We start from the raw sequence: 15,870 nt of genomic DNA, 5'->3' as shown, positions 1-15,870 counted from the left end.
TAGATAAATATTCTAGTATTAGAAGGAGATTAAAAGCGAAATGGATGAAAGATTACAAAAAGCGATTAAATTAAGAGAAAAAGGTATGTTAAAGGAATCGAATGAAAGTTTATTAGATTTAATTCGTATGTCTCCGAATAATCCTCAATTGAATTACCAATGTGCATGGAGCTATGATGCATTAGGGGAGGAAGCGAAAGCAGCTCCTTATTATGAAAAAGCTATACAACTTGGCTTATCTGATGAAGATCTTGAACGTGCGTTACTAGGATTAGGAAGTACATATAGAACGCTTGGTCAATATGAAAATTCGCAAAAGACACTTCAAAAAGCAATAGAACACTTTCCAAACAATAAGGCCCTTCAAGTGTTTTATGCAATGACATTATATAATCTAAAACAACATCATGAAGCAATGGAACTTCTCTTACGATGTATTGCTGAGACATCACAAGATCACAATATTTTAGATTATAAGAAAGCAATTGAATTTTATGCAAATAAATTAGATGAAACTTGGAAATAACTTGATTTAAAGATTTTGTTTTAACTCTATACGCGGTGTTTGTTTTATTTTAAAATAATACGAAGTTAAGAATAAAAAATATAATTTTTGAGTAACAAATTAAGGAAGTGTACCATCATGAATTTACAACAATTGCAGCAACAACTTACTGAAAATGGAAATGTTACAGCTGCAAATTTTATTCCATTAATTGAGACTGGAAATGATGTGATATCAAACATTTCTCGAGTGTTTGAATCTTGTCATACTTCAACAATCGACTTTTCTGATGATATAGGTATCCTCTATACACAAGTGAAAAATATCTCCACGTATGAACAAAAATATCATGACATTTTACTTCGTGACTTGCAAACAATCTTACAAGAAATCATCAAACCAGCTGATGAATTAGTAACCATTTTCATGGAAGCTGATGAATTACAAGAAGCGAAAAAAATTTATCAAAAAGCCATGAACTGTAATTCTGATGCTCAGTTAGAACTTGGGGAATTTTATAAATTCATAGGACATGATGATTGGGCATTTGTTTGGTATGAAGCAGCAGCCAATCAAGGGAAAATCGATGCAATCTACTGGCTCGGTAATTACTATTATGATGGGACGGTTGTGGAAGAAAATTGGGAGAAGACCTTTGAGTGCTATAAGGAAGCTGCGTTAAAAGGGCATGCGGATGCGATGAATAATTACGCAGATATGTATTTTCGCGGTGAGTATGTAGAAAAGGATGACAAACGTGCATACGAACTGTTTTCCATTGCTGCAGAACGAGGTGTAGCAGAATCCATGTATACACTAGGGTATATGTACGAAAATGGAGTTGGCACCGAAAAAGATCTAGAAAAATCAAAACATTGGTTTACACAATCAGCATTAGCAGGCGATGTATTTGCTGCCAATCGTCTTGGCCATGAAGCCTTCCAAAATGATCGGGGTGAAGAGGCGATTCGTTGGTATCAAATGGCTGCTGACAAACAAGATGTTGACGGAGAATTCAATCTTGGCTTCTGCTATGAATCAGGAACCGGAACCCCCATCAATATGAAAAAAGCAAAGTATTGGTATCAAAGAGCTGCTTTGCAGGGGGATGAAGAAGCGAAACGGAAATTGAAAGAACTGTAATAAGCGAACTTACTTTCATATTATTAGAGTGGTGAGTAAATCAACATCACCACTCTAACTTACTCAGTTTAATTTTATCGTTATATTCATTGCCGCTACTGTCTTCCCATATAATTTGAATCTGATATGAAAGACCTTCTTTAGGAGCATCTCCTAAATATAAATCAGGATATGAAAAGGGATGTAGGGAGTATTCTGTTCCATCAACATTATCTCTTCCTTCATAAAACTCTGTTCTCTCTACTAATACTTTATCTTCTTCTAAAAATATGAGTTTTTTTACAGTAACCGTCTCATTGTTTTTTTGTTTAATGGACGCTAACCACCCTATTGGGGTACCGCCGATTCTTTGTTCTTTATACATTGCTTTCCACATTCCATTTTCAGAGCTTCCCTTCATTGTACTTTCTGTATAATCCCAATAAACTATACCACCAATAACCATAGCTACCATAAAAACTAAAGCAGAATAAAATTTCATCATGATTATTGCCTCCTTTCCTTTTCAAGATTAAGAGCAATTTGTTTTCCATGATTATTACTACCTCAACCTCTAAAGCTGAATAATCTTTGAAATAATATAAGAAGCACTAAATTTTTATCAATACTTCTCAACGTTGAAATAGGATAATAACATTTCTCGATCTTCTGGATAATCTTGTTGGATATTTTTAAAATCATCAAACGATTTCCAAGCAATTTCTTCAATAATTTCATCTGGATCGTGGTATGTAATTTGCCCATCAATCACGTTGCAAAGAAAATAAGATGTCGTGACATGATAATTTCCGATCAATGCTTTTTTGATATGTAACAATTTATTTATGTCTACTCCATAACCAGTTTCTTCCCATACTTCTCTTACACATGCTTTTTCTGCAGTTTCGCCAGCTTCAATGCCTCCTGAAGGAATACTCCAGCTTGAAGTACCTTTGCCTCTAACCATCAGTAATTTGTTATCTGACATAATAATGGCAGCTGCACCGTTCCAAAATTTTTGTGCTTCATTCAATAACATCACTCCTTTGAAAATACATAACTGTTGAACTATTTTTCTATATTCTTATATCGAATTAATTTCATTATACTGTATATGATTGAAATAAATATAATTTTATATAATAAATGTAATTATATGTTAAAGTTAAATGTAAAGAAATATGTTTAAGGGGGATGGAGTTGAATTCTAAGACTAAATTAGTTGCATTGTTATTGTTATGTTTATTTGTTGTGAGTGGATGCAATTCGGCAAAGAAACAAGATGAACAAAGTACAAATAATGTGAGTTTGCCTCAAGATGTACCGAAATTTGTAACGGAAAAGGATTTTGAAAAAATAAATTGGGACAAAAAAATTACCCAATTCGATACAGTATCAAGAAGCGATATGGTTGGAAATAAAGATAAAATCGGATTCATAGGACCAGAATTAAAGGCCAATCAAGTGGAAAAGTGGTTATGGCATTTTTGGGGAATTGATAAAGGGGAAATAACAGTCATTGGTTATAACAAGGATACTACAAAAATAAGTACAGTTTTTAGTGATGCTGTTTGGACAAAAAAGGGGATCATGGGCGGTAAAATAAACGGTGCTGATGCTAGTATGCCTTCAAATGTTGTTTTGCCAGAAGCGGGAAAATGGGCACTGTTAGTTTATATTGATCATCATTTGTTTGATACGTTAGTAATGGATATAAATGAATAGATTTTAGAATTCATTATTTTAAAAGTAAGTGAGCTCTAAATGCAGCCATATGATTTATTCAGTATTGGCTTATTCTCATTAATGAAATAAGTAGGTTTCTATGTGAAATGATAGCTAACTATAATGAAAGTAAAAGAACCAATTCAAAACAATTGGCTTATAGACCACTAAATCTGAATAAAAAAGGAGTTGTCTTCAGTTGAAAGAAAATAAACTATTTACAATTGATTGTGGTGAATTTTACTTAAGAGAGTTTTGTGAAGAAGATGTGGATGCAATTGTTGAAATAACATCACAACCTGAAGTGGCTGAATTTCTACCTGATTGGAAATCTACTAGAGAACAGCGTTTAGATTGGACTATAAACGAAGATATTCCTGATAATAAAGCGTTTTTTGCTGCTGTTCCGAATCTCAATCAGGAAATTATAAGACTTGGGATAATCTTAAAAGAATCAGATGAATTTATTGGTTTTTGTACTTCAGGGATAAAGGAAGAATTAAGTGGCTCAAACCGAGAAGTAGCATATGCGATTTCAAAGCATTACCGAAACAAGGGCTATACAACAAAAGCTGTGAAGGGATTAATCCAATATTTATTTCAGCATACAAATGTGAAACTCATTAATGCGGTTGTTCTCCCATATAATGGTGGCTCTAATAAAGTTATTCAAAAAATCGGATTTCATCTGAATGGAAATGCAGCAATAGACGGAGAGCAGTTCAACCATTATGTTTTAAAGAAAGAAGACTGGAAAAGTATACAGTCTGAAGAAGTTTGTTAGTTAACAAAAGAAACGCACCAATGGGAATAGAACTTGCTGAATCCGTAAAGGATGAAATTACTGGAGATATGCTTTTAGCTATACATTCCTCTCTTGAAAAACATGGTTGTCGACAAATCCCAAAAAAGAGAACTGCCGATAGCCTTTTGTGTTACTGTGAATTATAAGTATAGTAAATTTTTGGCTTCATTATTTCGTAAACCTCATACAAATGAGCATTTTAGGACTTTAACTTTCCAGTGGATGCTTGCAATCGTATTTGCGACTTAGTCAAATAAAAGAGATCGCGTTAAAGTAAATTCGTGTTTTGGATATTGACATCCTATCGCTTGAGTAGTAAAGTGATGACAAGAACAAAGAAAGGAGGACAACAAATTGAAAAAGAATACACTTGAATCACTTACTTGGATGCGTATGACACGCTTCGTAACAGAGAGTAATCATTTATCAAATGAGTTTTTAAAACGATTTGATTTAACAGTAGCGCAGTTTGATGTACTGATTCAAATTCAAACCTATCAGCCGATTACACAATCCAAACTTGCTGAAAAAGTAACGGTTACACAAGGTGGAATTTCACGAATGTTAGCTCGACTTGAGAAAGACGGCTTGATTGAGCGTAAACAGGAATGGAAGATTAAAAAGATTTCATTGACCGAAAAAGGTGAAGACATCTTAAAAATTGCAACGCCAGAGCAAGTGGCATTCCAGTCCTCCTTCTTCAATGAAGCATTAACAGAAGAAGAGCTAAAGCTAATATATGAATTAACAACAAAGTTACAAAAGCACACACATGAAAAAAGTTTACAACCAGAGTAAATTTTTTTGAGAAATCACTTGATTAATCAACTGAAAAGGGAGCGATTTATATGAAAGGTCATCACCATATTTCAATGCTAACAAAAAACGGAAAGAAGAATAATCATTTTTATCAAAATATTCTAGGATTACGACGCGTGAAAAAAACAGTAAACCAAGATGATCCATCGATGTATCATCTCTTTTACGGTGACGAAGTAGGAAGCCCTGGATTAGATCTTACTTTCTTTGAAATGCCAATTGCAGGGAGTACAAAGCGTGGCACGAATGCTATCACACAAATCGGCTTATTAGTACCAAGTTATGAAAGCTTAGAATATTGGGAAAAACGCTTTGAACAACTTGATGTAAAACATAGTGGAATTACAAACTATATGGGGCAGGATGCATTGTTCTTTGAGGATCATGAGGATTTACGTATGGTGCTTTTAAATAATAATGGAGCTAGAATTCCAACAACATGGCAACCAGTCATCTCTTCAGAAGTACCAAATGAGCATCAAATTTTCGCTCAAGGCACAATTGACATTACAGTTCGTTATTTAGCTAAAACAGCTAATTTGTTGAAAGATTTGTTTGGCTTTACTGTAGTTGAAAAAGAAGATGGTTTTGTTCGACTTCAATTAGTGCAAGGTGAACGTACAGGTGAAATTGTCGTGAGAGAGCTTGAGGCAACTAATGAAAAGCCAGGGCGAGGTAGTATTCATCATTTAGCTCTTCGTGTTGAAAATAAAGAGGAACTTGAAATGTGGAATCAAAAATTAATTGATTATGGTCTTCATACATCTGGGATTGTAGACCGTTTCTACTTCCAAAGTTTATATGTACGTGATAGAAATGGAATATTATTCGAATTGGCAACAGATGGACCAGGATTTACAGCAGATTCAACAGTAGAAGAACTAGGACAAAAATTAGATTTACCGCCATTTTTAGAAGACGAACGTGAACTAATCGAAGCAAAACTAGAACCGCTTGATTAAAAGGAGTGAGTAAAATGATGGAACAATATCGTATCGATCCTTCAAAAGGCATGGAATTTGGTTTATATACATTAGGGGATCACGTGATGAATCCCTTAAACGGTGAACATCTTAGTGCAGAACAACGTATTCAAGAAATCATTGAAGCTAGCAAATTAGCAGACCAAGCAGGTATCGATGTATTTGCAGTAGGCGAGAGTCATCAAAAATATTTTGCTTCACAAGGTCATACTGTTATTTTAGGGGCAATTGCTCAAGCAACAAAAAATATTAAAATTGCTAGTTCTGCCTCTGTCATAAGTGTAGCAGACCCCGTTCGCACATATGAAGACTTTTCAACAATTGATTTGATTTCACATGGCCGAGCTGAAATAGTTGCAGGTCGTGGTTCTCGAGTTGGAGCATATGACTTGCTTGGATACGATTTAAATAACTATGAAGAATTATTTGAAGAAAAACTTGATTTGCTAATACAGTTAAATAAAGATCACCATATTACGTGGGAAGGCAAATTTCGTCCTTCACTACAAAATGCAGAAATACTGCCTCAACCAAAAACAGGGTCACTTCCGATTTGGAGAGCAGTAGGGGGGCCACCAGGAAGTGCAATCAAAGCAGGTTATGCCGGTATTCCAATGATGTTAACTACTTTAGGTGGCCCAGCTGAGACATTTAAGGTTTCAGTTGATGCTTATCGAGAAGCAGCTGAACGTAGTGGATATGACCCATCTGAATTGCCAATTGCAACGGCATCATTATTTTACACAGCTGAGAATTCACAAGACGCTGTAGAAGAAATGTATCCGCATCTAAATGCTGGAATGCAGTTTATTCGCGGAACTGGCTATCCGAAATGGCAAGTGGAAGAAGGACCGGATCGTCACCAAGCATTAATGGTAGGTAGTCCACAACAAATTATTGAAAAAATGCTATATCAGTATGAATTATATGGTCACCAACGTTTTATGGCTCAAATTGATTTTGGAGGCGTACCGTTTGATAAAATTATGAAGAATATCGAATTAATTGCTACAGAGATTATGCCTGCTATTAAAAAGTATACTAAATCATAGCCTTAGGGATATTTGATAGAGGAATTCCAAAAAAAATGAACAAACACAGTACCTGCCAAAAATGTGAAAATTTTGGCAGGTCTTTTTATTAGAAATATAAAATTAAATATTATTCTAGAGAAAAACAATAACAACCGCTTAAAGAATCTTAGAGCAGTGCGAATTTTCATGTTATGACAATAATTCTATAAAAAGGTATAAATTAAAAGAAATTTTCTCATGCTAAAAGAATCAATCAATATTCTCCTAATTAGCAAAGTAATAAATAAAATTATATATAAATACGCAAAAAATATAAAGTAAATGTGAGGTAGTCTATGGGATTTTTCAGAAAGAAAAGTAATTCTAAAATGCATTCCAATTCTATTTCAACTGACCAAATAATGACGACAAGTTCAACAAACGAATTAAAATCAAATCTTCAAGAAAATATACAGATAATAAAAGATTCACTTGGAAAAAGCTCGGATATTATCATTCGAGAAATTCGAATTGGAAAAGAAGAAAGTATTAAAGCCGGTATTATCTTTACAGATGGATTAACCGATACAGCCTCATTACAAGATTTCATTTTAGAAACGCTCATGCTAGATATCAAAGGGACCGAATTACAGGAAAAGCTGCCTTCTGATCAAAATCTTATTAGCGTATTAAAAGATTCTGCCATGACAGTAGGAGAAATTGAAGAACTAACTAATTTTGAAGTACTTTTTACTGGACTTTTATCGGGGGATACGATTTTTTTAATCGATGGATATGCCCAAGGTTTAATCATTTCCAATAGGCATTGGGTTGAGCGTGGAGTAACGGAAGCAACAGCCCAAGTGGTAGTAAGAGGACCTCGCGAAGGGTTCTCCGAAAATTTGCGTGTAAATACCGCTTTAGTTCGTAGAAGACTGAAAGACTCAAATCTTTGGATGGAATCAAAAGTTATTGGGAAACGCACGAAAACGAATGTTGCCATAATGTATATCAACGGAATTGCAAATGACAAAATAGTGAAAGAAGTCCGTTTGCGTTTGGATAGCATAGATATTGATGGAATTCTTGAAAGTGGAAATATCGAGGAATTGATTCAGGATGCACCATATTCACCTTTTCCAACGATAGCTAATACGGAACGTTCGGATGTAGTAGCTGCAGCATTATTGGAAGGACGCATAGCCATTTTTGTAGATGGAACACCATTTGTCCTAATGGTACCGGCATTATTCATTCAATTTTTTCAAGCATCGGAAGACTACTATCAACGTGCAGATATTGCGAGCCTTATTCGACTCCTTCGGTTTTTTTCATTCGCAATTGCATTGCTTGCCCCTGCTGTATTTATTGCGGTCACAACTTTTAATCAAGTAATGCTACCTCCTGCACTCCTTATTAGTCTGGCATCTCAACGGGAAGGTGTTCCATTTCCTGCATTTGTTGAAGGAATCATAATGGAAGTCACCTTTGAAATCTTGCGTGAAGCAGGCTTAAGAATGCCACGAAGCATCGGTTCAGCCATGTCTATTGTAGGGGCATTTGTAATTGGTACAGCAGCGGTTGAAGCAGGCATAATCTCTGCTGCGATGGTAATTGTGGTTTCAATAACCGCCATTGCTAGTTTCGTTTCTCCAACTTACGACTTAGCTATCTCTGCCAGGATACTACGCTTTGGATTTATGGCAATAGCTGCTTCTTTTGGTTTAATAGGAATAATGATTGGATTAATTGCTCTACTTCTGCATTTATGCAGTTTGCGTTCTTTTGGCGTGCCTTATATGTCTTCTTTAGCTCCTTTTAATCTTTCCGACCAAAGGGATACGTTTATTCGGTTGCCAATATGGAAAATGTTTACTCGACCTCGTTTAATCAATCAACAAAATATGGTTAGGCAACAAGAATCAGCCTCTGCAAAACCAGAACCATCAAAAAATAAGGAGAATGAAGGGGATTAAACGATGAAAAAGTGTATGTTTGTTCTCCTGATTCTTAGCCTCTTTCTTACGGGGTGTTGGGACCGGAGGGAATTAAATGAGCTAGGCATTACGATGGCAATAGGGATCGATAAAGTAGAAGATGAATACCAAATAACTACTCAAGTGGTAGTACCTTCGGAAATATCCGCGAAAACAAGTACTGGGCGTTCACCAGTCACCCTGTTTCAGGCGAAGGGAAAAACGGTATATGAAGCCTTGCGAAAAATTTCAAAGATCTCGCCTCGAAAAATATATGCTGGACATCTTCGAATGCTTGTACTTGGTGAGGATTTAGCTAAAGAAGGTGTAGCCAAATCCTTAGATTTACTGTCAAGAAATTGGGAACTTCGATCTGATTTCTTTGTTGTTGTTGCTAAGGATATGACCGCAGGGGAACTACTGGATGTTACAACAACGATTGAAAATATTCCTGCCAATAAAATGTTTAGTACGCTTAAAATGTCAGAAGAAACCTGGGCTGCAACGCAAGGCTTTACATTAGATGAGTTGATAGCCAATCTTATAAGTGATGGAAAGCAAGCCGTATTAACAGGGATTCAAGTAATAGGGAAACAAGAAATGGGATCAAGCAAACAGAATGTGGAATCGATTACTCCACCTGCGCGAGTTAAATATGATGGGTTAGCGGTGTTTAAAAAAGATAAACTAGTGGGCTGGTTAACTGAACGAGAAAGCAGAGGTTATAATGACATCGTCAACAAAGTGAAAAATTCTGTAACTAATATATCTTGTCCTAAAGAGGGGAAAGCCACTATAGAGATTGTTCATTTGGATTCTAAAATGAAAGGCAAAATAAATAAAGGTAAGCCTGAAGTGGATATCAATATTAAAGTAAAAGGAAATGTTGGGGAAGTAGAGTGTCGAATGGATCTTAATGACCAAGAAACAATGGTTAAGCTAGAGAAGAATACTGAAAAAAATATGAAAGAAACCATTAATCTGGCCATTGAAAAGGCACAAAAACAATATAATTCAGACATATTTGGATTTGGTGAAGCCATTCATCGATCAAATCCGAAAGAATGGAAAAAGCTTAAAAAGCATTGGGATGAGGAATTCCCTGAGATGAAGGCGAATGTTAAAGTAGATGTAAAACTTGAGCATACAGAAACAGAAGGTAATTCCTTCTTAAAAGAGGTTAAATAATCATGATAAAAAGTATAGGAATACTCCTAATTTCAGCAGCCATGCTGTGGATTGAAGTTCCACCTCTCTTGGAAAAAAAACACAAAAAAGAGCTGCTTGTGTTTTCAATTCTTCTTGTAATCGGGGTAGGTCTAAGTATTACACTTTTTGGATTCGATAAACCTATTCCAAATCCATTTGACTTCCTCACTTTTATCTTTAAACCGCTTAATGACGTTATTTCTCTTTTGTTGAAATAAAAGTACAGTGTAGAGGAGAAGGTATGATATGAAATGATGAAAGACGTTAAAATAAATTCGTACCAATTTCTAGTTTTAGTTATTTTATTTACGATTGGTACGAGTATCTTAACTGTACCATCAGCACTCTCAACCGGTGCGAAGCAAGACGCCTGGATTGCCGCTATAATTGGTACGGGAATCGGGTTTTTGATCATATGGCTATTCGTCACTATAGCTCTTTGGTTCCCTGACCTCACCTATGTCCAAATCCTTGAAAAACTTCTTGGGAAATGGGTAGGTAAAGCCTTTTCTGTTTTGTTTGTACTCATGTCTCTTCTATATGCTTCAGAACTTTTGTATTATTTTGGGCTATTCCTAAACATCCATATTATGCCAGATACTCCAATGGTAGCCCTTAATATTCTTATGGCGGGGATTGTGGTGATGGGAGTCCGTCTTGGATTGGAAACCTTCGCTCGTACTGCAGAAATCCTAATTGTCGTGTTCTTCTTCATTTTTTTCATTTTAGTGGTGTCTATTTCACCTGACATGAAGTTTGAAAACTTACAGCCTATATACGAGATGGGTACAAAAAAGATCGTTCAATCATCCATTTTTTATGTGATTGTATCCTCAGTAGATGCCGTTGTTCTCTTAATGATTTTTCCTTCTTTTGTTAATAAAATAAAACAAGGTAAAAAATCTTTTTTAATTGGAAACTTAATAGGCGGCATCGTCATCATCGTTATTACTTTTCTGAGTATTTCGGTATTAGGTAATGAGAAAACTACAGGAGAGATTTATCCAAGTTATGAATTGACCAAAAGGATAAATATTGGAAACTTTTTACAACGAATTGAGGGATTAATGGCTTCTCTTTGGGTTATCACCCTCTATTTTAAGTCGACCCTTTATTTTTACGCTTCGGTTTTAGGGATGGCACAAATTCTGAATTTGAAAGATTACCGCCCTTTAACATTACCGTTAGGCATGATTGCCGTTGTCCTTTCTCTCGTGATTTATCCTAATATCATCTACCAAAAACATTTTGATGATACAACGGGTAATTCCTTAACATTATCAATCGGACTTTTTTTACCTCTTTTGTTGGTAGTTGTATATGCAATAAGAAAAAGAACGAAAAAGAACGAAATAGAAATAAACGAATAGAAGATTATTTTGAAAAATCTATAGATAAGCATTTAATGTAGCTAAAAACGTAGATAGTAACTCTATAATACATAGAGAATATAGATTAAAAAAATATGCAGTATTCAATTGGAATGGAACACAGAAAGGACGAATTTCAGGTTCTTATTGTACTAACAGGTGCGTTAGAGCAACAAGAGTTTCAAAAATAATCAAACTTTTTTATTAAGAATTTACCCTGCCATATTAAATGAAAATATGTTTTAAACAATCTTTTTTCAAAACCTGCTCTTTAGATTTGTTCTCATATCAATGTTGATATCGTTAATTTAATCAAACTTTATTACAAAGCTACATTTGGAATTGCTTCTCAATAAAAAACACACTTAAAATATTGTAGTTGATACTACTAACTCAATAGTTTTAAATAGAACCATTAATTGGTATAATATGTATAAGATAGTTGGTACTCAAGGGTGGTTGGCATACTCCAAATCTAGGTTCGCAGACTTAATTCGCCGTGTACTGCGGCAACGTTTGCATAACCCACATTGTGTGGGCCCGGGGGGTGATGCCGTGACAGTATTTGAAGCGTTAATGTTCGCAATTGCGTTTGCAACGTTAGTCATAACAATTCTGTCATTTAATCATAAAAAATAACCCATCCTTGAGTTGAGCGCTCTGCGGGATGGGTTATCTTATCCTTTATAGCCAATCCCCTTTTGGGAACCAACTATCTATTTGGCCGTTTGATGCACTAACATCGGCGGTCTTTTTTTAATTTATGTTGCTATTTATTTTAGTATACGTTGATATAATTATTTTTTCAATGTTAGTCACTTATAATATCCTGTTTAATCAGTAAAGTTTTGTTGAAATATAAAAAGCTGAGTAGCAGTTTAATTGCCACCCAGCTTTCTTCATTTCATATGCTTATGCTTCTAAATCTTTAACACCTTTATAAATCAATTCGAATAATTCTTCAATACTTTCTTCTTCGATACAAGAGAAGGCTACACGTAGATCCGTGTTGCTTAGTGCGATTGTACCAACGCCATATTCGTCTAAAAGGTGAAGACGTAATTTGTCAGCATCAACAGTTTTTAGTTTTAAACACATAAAGTATCCTGAGTTAAATGGATAGTAATCCCAAACATTTTCGAATTCAGCGTTTTCAAGAACCGCTTTTACTTTGTTTGCACGGCCTTTCATGATGTTGAATTTTTCTAGTTTTTGTGCTTCAAATTCAGGACTTTGAAGTGCATGTAGTAAGAATGTTTGTGATGGATGTGGTCCACTTGAGATTGTTGCACGGATAATACCTGTTGTTTTTTCTTCAAGAGCAGCTAACAAGGCTTCACTTGTATTACCAAAAGTGATGAAACCAACACGGAATCCCCAAACATATTCTTCTTTCGTTGCTCCATCGACTTTCACTGCAAGTACACGTTCGTGAACATTACTTAATGCACCAAATAATGATTCATGTAAAGAATCTTCAAAGAACAATGAGTAGTATGCATCATCAGTAATGGCCACCACATTGATACCAGCATTAGCAGCATCAGTAATCGCATTTACGATTGCTGCACCTTCTTCAGCACCTGGTGTGTAACCAGTTGGATTATTCGGGAAGTTTAATAATACAATTGCTTTTCCTTTGTCTTTTTGACTAAGGATAGCTTGACGAAGACCTTCTGCATTAAATTTGTTATCAGCATTATAAAGTGGATATGTTACAGTATGCGCATGGCGACGGATACCGAAGACCATGTCGTAGTTTTCCCAGTTTTTATCAGGAATAATTAATGCGTCACCTTCATCTGCAAACAAATCAGCAGCAATACTTAAACCATGAGTTAAAGCATTTGTAACGATTGGATTACTAAAAGTTTTTCCTTTTAATGAAGGACTTTCAGCAAGCATTTTTTTACGCCATTCTTTACGTAATGCAGGTTTACCTGCTGGTGGCGCATAAAGGTAAAGATCAGATGGCTCATACGCAGATAAAGTGTCTTGAATTACTTTTAAGTGCATTGGTTTACCATTTTCTAAAGCTGTGCCGATTGTAGCGTTGTACTTGTTCGCTTTTTTACCAGCTTCTGCAGATTGGCTTAAAATTCCCTCTTTCGGGAAATACATTTCTTTTGCTAAACCAGATAGCATGTCATATACATAAGGATTTTCTTGTTGAATAGTTTCATTTAATTCTTTTGCTAAACTATGCATGTTGTCATTCGCCTCATTTCGATATACTACGAGTAATTATACATGATTATTAAGAGAATTGAATTTATTTCGTAACAATTTTATTAAGTTTTTTTATTATTTTTTTCTCTCGAATATAAAAATTGACAAATAGGATTCTCCTTTATTTGGATGTGGATTTTCGTATAATTAAAGGATAGAGTAATCCAAATAAAAGCAAGTGAAAGTAAACTATTTTAAATAGTAGGGAGTGTTGTTTATGAATGTAATAGTTAAAACGCAGGAGCCACCGTACTATGCGGTTATTTTTACTTCACAGCGTACAGAAGCAGACAATGGATACGCTGAAATGGCGAAAAGAATGGAAGAACTGGCAACAAAACAAGAAGGGTTCTTAGGTATTGAAAGCGCAAGGGATAATGAATTAGGAATTACCGTCTCCTATTGGAATTCACTAGAAGCAATTAAGAATTGGAAGAACAATGCATCACATCAAATCGCTCAAAAAAGGGGAAAGGAAGAATGGTATCAGAATTATCATGTCAGAATCTCCAAAGTTGAACGAGATTATTTTATAGATTAGTTAGTTGAATCAATTTCATAATTTAAAGATTCGATAATAAACACGAACATTAAATATGCCATTGCTATATGCCATATTTATTAGAGCTTTATCTAAGAAGCGCCATCTGGAGCGGCATACTATTTGAAATCAAAAATAATCTTAATCATCTAGACAATATCAATTAAGATTTATACACTATGGATATATGAGAAAATGAAAGGAGATTAAATGAGTACTACAATTGCGATAGAAAAAAAGACTACTTTTTGGGTTGTGATCATTTTAGGTTCATTAACTGCCTTTGGTCCACTCTGTATGGATTTATATTTACCCGCTTTACCTATGGTTGCTAATGACTTACATACATCAACATCAGTTACTCAATTTAGCATGACCGCTTGCTTTATCGGGCTTGCAATTGGTCAATTATTTTTCGGTCCACTGAGTGATCTTTCGGGACGAAAAAAACCTTTAATTAGTGCACTTATTTTGTTTGCGCTTGCGTCATTTCTTTGTGGCTTGACCAGTTCAATTGTTATCCATCTTATTTTACGATTTATGCAAGGTTTCACAGGTGCTGCTGGAATTGTGATTGCAAAAGCTGCTGCGCGTGATCTGTACAGTGGCAAAGAGCTGACGAAATTTATGACAATCCTTGGTTTAGTGAATGGTATTGCACCGATTGCTGCTCCACTTTTGGGTGGATTCTTATTGGCAGTAGGGGATTGGCATTTTGTTTTCTATACACTTTCACTTGGAGGTACCCTTTTGCTGATTGGTGTACTTTGGCAACTTCCTGAAACATTACATCTTCAGGAGCGTACCGGTGGAAGCTTTTTTACACCATTTAAAGCATTTCCTATCATTATTAAAGATAAAGAATTCATGGGGTATTCATTAACCCAATCTTTTATTTTAACGTGTATGTTCGGATACATTGCTGCTTCACCATTTGTCTTACAAAAGATGTATGGCTTATCGCCACAATGGTTTTCTGCATCATTTGCACTAAATGGCATTGGTATCGTACTGATGACACAACTAACAGGACGCTTAGTTGGGAAATATGATGAACGAACGATATTAAAATTTGGAGTTTGGCAAGCAACGATTGGATGCCTACTGTTGCTCTTAGTTGCAGTCTTCAAATGGCCACTAATTATGATTTTGTTAGGTTTCTTTATCACTGTCTCTAGTGTTGGTCTTGTAGGACCAACAGGTTTTTCACTCGGAATGCAAAACCAAGGTCAACATGCAGGAAGTGCTTCTGCAATGCTAGGTTTACTGCCATTCGTGGGTGGTTCAATTGTTTCTCCATTAGTTGGGATTGCAGGGGAACTTACTGCAGTACCAATGGCAATTGTTATGTTTGTATGTGCTTTAATGGCTCTTGTGATTAATAGCACGATGATTAAAAGTGAATCAAACAAAAAGAAGAATACGGCTGCAGCGTAAAAAAGGTTCAGTGTTGGAAGAGAAAACAAAGAATAGTAATACAAATAGGATGCTAAATTATATATGATTTAGCATCTTTATTTTTGTTGTCGTATCAATGATATTTCTCGGTGATTGTGGAGCGAAAGACGGCGAC

16 protein-coding genes are annotated in these 15,870 nt (G+C 35.2%); 13 read left to right on the top strand and 3 right to left on the bottom strand.

Features of this window, described 5'->3' with window-relative positions; translation table 11 throughout:
- Positions 1–40: 40 nt before the first annotated feature.
- Together Q8X41_RS03885 and Q8X41_RS03880 are read left to right on the top strand one after the other, a co-directional pair.
- The gene (locus tag Q8X41_RS03885; protein ID WP_397538947.1) at positions 41–526 is read left to right on the top strand and encodes a tetratricopeptide repeat protein; all 486 of its coding nucleotides are present in this window, start codon (positions 41–43) and stop codon (positions 524–526) included.
- Positions 527–643: 117 nt separating this feature from the next.
- Positions 644–1,648, top strand: a complete 1,005-nt coding sequence (locus Q8X41_RS03880) for a tetratricopeptide repeat protein (protein ID WP_397538946.1) — start codon at positions 644–646, stop codon at positions 1,646–1,648.
- 46 nt (positions 1,649–1,694) lie between these two features.
- On the opposite strand, the gene Q8X41_RS03875 is transcribed toward Q8X41_RS03880, so the two are convergent.
- Both Q8X41_RS03875 and Q8X41_RS03870 read right to left on the bottom strand, forming a co-directional pair.
- Positions 1,695–2,132, bottom strand: coding sequence for a hypothetical protein (locus Q8X41_RS03875; RefSeq protein ID WP_397538945.1), 438 nt, complete (start codon positions 2,130–2,132; stop codon positions 1,695–1,697).
- A gap of 117 nt (positions 2,133–2,249) precedes the next feature.
- Positions 2,250–2,660, bottom strand: coding sequence for an NUDIX hydrolase (locus Q8X41_RS03870; protein WP_397538944.1), 411 nt, complete (start codon positions 2,658–2,660; stop codon positions 2,250–2,252).
- Between the two features lie 167 nt (positions 2,661–2,827).
- On the opposite strand from Q8X41_RS03870, the gene Q8X41_RS03865 reads away from it, so the two are divergent.
- The 9 genes from Q8X41_RS03865 to Q8X41_RS03825 all read left to right on the top strand — a co-directional run bounded on the left by Q8X41_RS03865 (position 2,828) and on the right by Q8X41_RS03825 (position 11,527).
- The gene (locus tag Q8X41_RS03865) at positions 2,828–3,352 is read left to right on the top strand and encodes a hypothetical protein (protein WP_397538943.1); all 525 of its coding nucleotides are present in this window, start codon (positions 2,828–2,830) and stop codon (positions 3,350–3,352) included.
- A gap of 199 nt (positions 3,353–3,551) precedes the next feature.
- Complete coding sequence (locus Q8X41_RS03860; RefSeq protein WP_397538942.1) at positions 3,552–4,136, top strand: GNAT family N-acetyltransferase; 585 nt, start codon at positions 3,552–3,554, stop codon at positions 4,134–4,136.
- A 375-nt stretch (positions 4,137–4,511) separates the two neighbouring features.
- Entirely contained in the window at positions 4,512–4,955 is a 444-nt protein-coding gene (locus Q8X41_RS03855) for a MarR family winged helix-turn-helix transcriptional regulator (protein ID WP_397538941.1), read from the top strand.
- A 50-nt stretch (positions 4,956–5,005) separates the two neighbouring features.
- A complete protein-coding gene (locus Q8X41_RS03850) occupies positions 5,006–5,938 on the top strand; it encodes a ring-cleaving dioxygenase (protein WP_397538940.1) in 933 nt (310 codons plus the stop codon).
- A gap of 17 nt (positions 5,939–5,955) precedes the next feature.
- Positions 5,956–7,011 carry an LLM class flavin-dependent oxidoreductase gene (locus tag Q8X41_RS03845; RefSeq protein WP_397540195.1) on the top strand — a complete coding sequence of 352 codons (1,056 nt, stop codon included), beginning with the start codon at positions 5,956–5,958 and terminating at the stop codon, positions 7,009–7,011.
- Positions 7,012–7,328: 317 nt separating this feature from the next.
- Positions 7,329–8,948: a spore germination protein gene (locus tag Q8X41_RS03840; protein ID WP_397538939.1), complete on the top strand. Its 1,620-nt coding sequence runs from the start codon at positions 7,329–7,331 to the stop codon at positions 8,946–8,948.
- A 3-nt stretch (positions 8,949–8,951) separates the two neighbouring features.
- The gene (locus Q8X41_RS03835; protein ID WP_397538938.1) at positions 8,952–10,136 is read left to right on the top strand and encodes a Ger(x)C family spore germination protein; all 1,185 of its coding nucleotides are present in this window, start codon (positions 8,952–8,954) and stop codon (positions 10,134–10,136) included.
- Between the two features lie 2 nt (positions 10,137–10,138).
- Positions 10,139–10,375, top strand: coding sequence for a hypothetical protein (locus Q8X41_RS03830; protein WP_397538937.1), 237 nt, complete (start codon positions 10,139–10,141; stop codon positions 10,373–10,375).
- 33 nt (positions 10,376–10,408) lie between these two features.
- Positions 10,409–11,527, top strand: coding sequence for an endospore germination permease (locus Q8X41_RS03825; protein WP_397538936.1), 1,119 nt, complete (start codon positions 10,409–10,411; stop codon positions 11,525–11,527).
- Positions 11,528–12,439: 912 nt separating this feature from the next.
- Here Q8X41_RS03825 and Q8X41_RS03820 read toward each other — a convergent pair.
- The gene (locus Q8X41_RS03820) at positions 12,440–13,735 is read right to left on the bottom strand and encodes an aminotransferase class I/II-fold pyridoxal phosphate-dependent enzyme (RefSeq protein WP_397538935.1); all 1,296 of its coding nucleotides are present in this window, start codon (positions 13,733–13,735) and stop codon (positions 12,440–12,442) included.
- A 238-nt stretch (positions 13,736–13,973) separates the two neighbouring features.
- On the opposite strand from Q8X41_RS03820, the gene Q8X41_RS03815 reads away from it, so the two are divergent.
- Both Q8X41_RS03815 and Q8X41_RS03810 read left to right on the top strand, forming a co-directional pair.
- Positions 13,974–14,297 carry an antibiotic biosynthesis monooxygenase family protein gene (locus tag Q8X41_RS03815; protein WP_397538934.1) on the top strand — a complete coding sequence of 108 codons (324 nt, stop codon included), beginning with the start codon at positions 13,974–13,976 and terminating at the stop codon, positions 14,295–14,297.
- A 210-nt stretch (positions 14,298–14,507) separates the two neighbouring features.
- Positions 14,508–15,734, top strand: a complete 1,227-nt coding sequence (locus Q8X41_RS03810) for a multidrug effflux MFS transporter (protein ID WP_397538933.1) — start codon at positions 14,508–14,510, stop codon at positions 15,732–15,734.
- Positions 15,735–15,870: the final 136 nt, after the last annotated feature.

Source organism: Rummeliibacillus pycnus, from assembly GCF_044359855.1.
Taxonomy (GTDB): Bacteria; Bacillota; Bacilli; order Bacillales_A; family Planococcaceae; genus Rummeliibacillus; species Rummeliibacillus pycnus_A.
This window is presented reverse-complemented; position numbering and strand designations above follow the sequence as displayed.

Coding starts and splice junctions, on each gene's coding strand:
- Q8X41_RS03840 (WP_397538939.1), top strand. CDS start 7,329: ATGGGATTTTTCAGAAAGAAAAGTAATTCTAAAATGCATTCCAATTCT.
- Q8X41_RS03815 (WP_397538934.1), top strand. CDS start 13,974: ATGAATGTAATAGTTAAAACGCAGGAGCCACCGTACTATGCGGTTATT.
- Q8X41_RS03880 (WP_397538946.1), top strand. CDS start 644: ATGAATTTACAACAATTGCAGCAACAACTTACTGAAAATGGAAATGTT.
- Q8X41_RS03850 (WP_397538940.1), top strand. CDS start 5,006: ATGAAAGGTCATCACCATATTTCAATGCTAACAAAAAACGGAAAGAAG.
- Q8X41_RS03845 (WP_397540195.1), top strand. CDS start 5,956: ATGGAACAATATCGTATCGATCCTTCAAAAGGCATGGAATTTGGTTTA.
- Q8X41_RS03885 (WP_397538947.1), top strand. CDS start 41: ATGGATGAAAGATTACAAAAAGCGATTAAATTAAGAGAAAAAGGTATG.
- Q8X41_RS03830 (WP_397538937.1), top strand. CDS start 10,139: ATGATAAAAAGTATAGGAATACTCCTAATTTCAGCAGCCATGCTGTGG.
- Q8X41_RS03825 (WP_397538936.1), top strand. CDS start 10,409: ATGATGAAAGACGTTAAAATAAATTCGTACCAATTTCTAGTTTTAGTT.
- Q8X41_RS03835 (WP_397538938.1), top strand. CDS start 8,952: ATGAAAAAGTGTATGTTTGTTCTCCTGATTCTTAGCCTCTTTCTTACG.
- Q8X41_RS03875 (WP_397538945.1), bottom strand. CDS start 2,132: ATGATGAAATTTTATTCTGCTTTAGTTTTTATGGTAGCTATGGTTATT.
- Q8X41_RS03820 (WP_397538935.1), bottom strand. CDS start 13,735: ATGCATAGTTTAGCAAAAGAATTAAATGAAACTATTCAACAAGAAAAT.
- Q8X41_RS03810 (WP_397538933.1), top strand. CDS start 14,508: ATGAGTACTACAATTGCGATAGAAAAAAAGACTACTTTTTGGGTTGTG.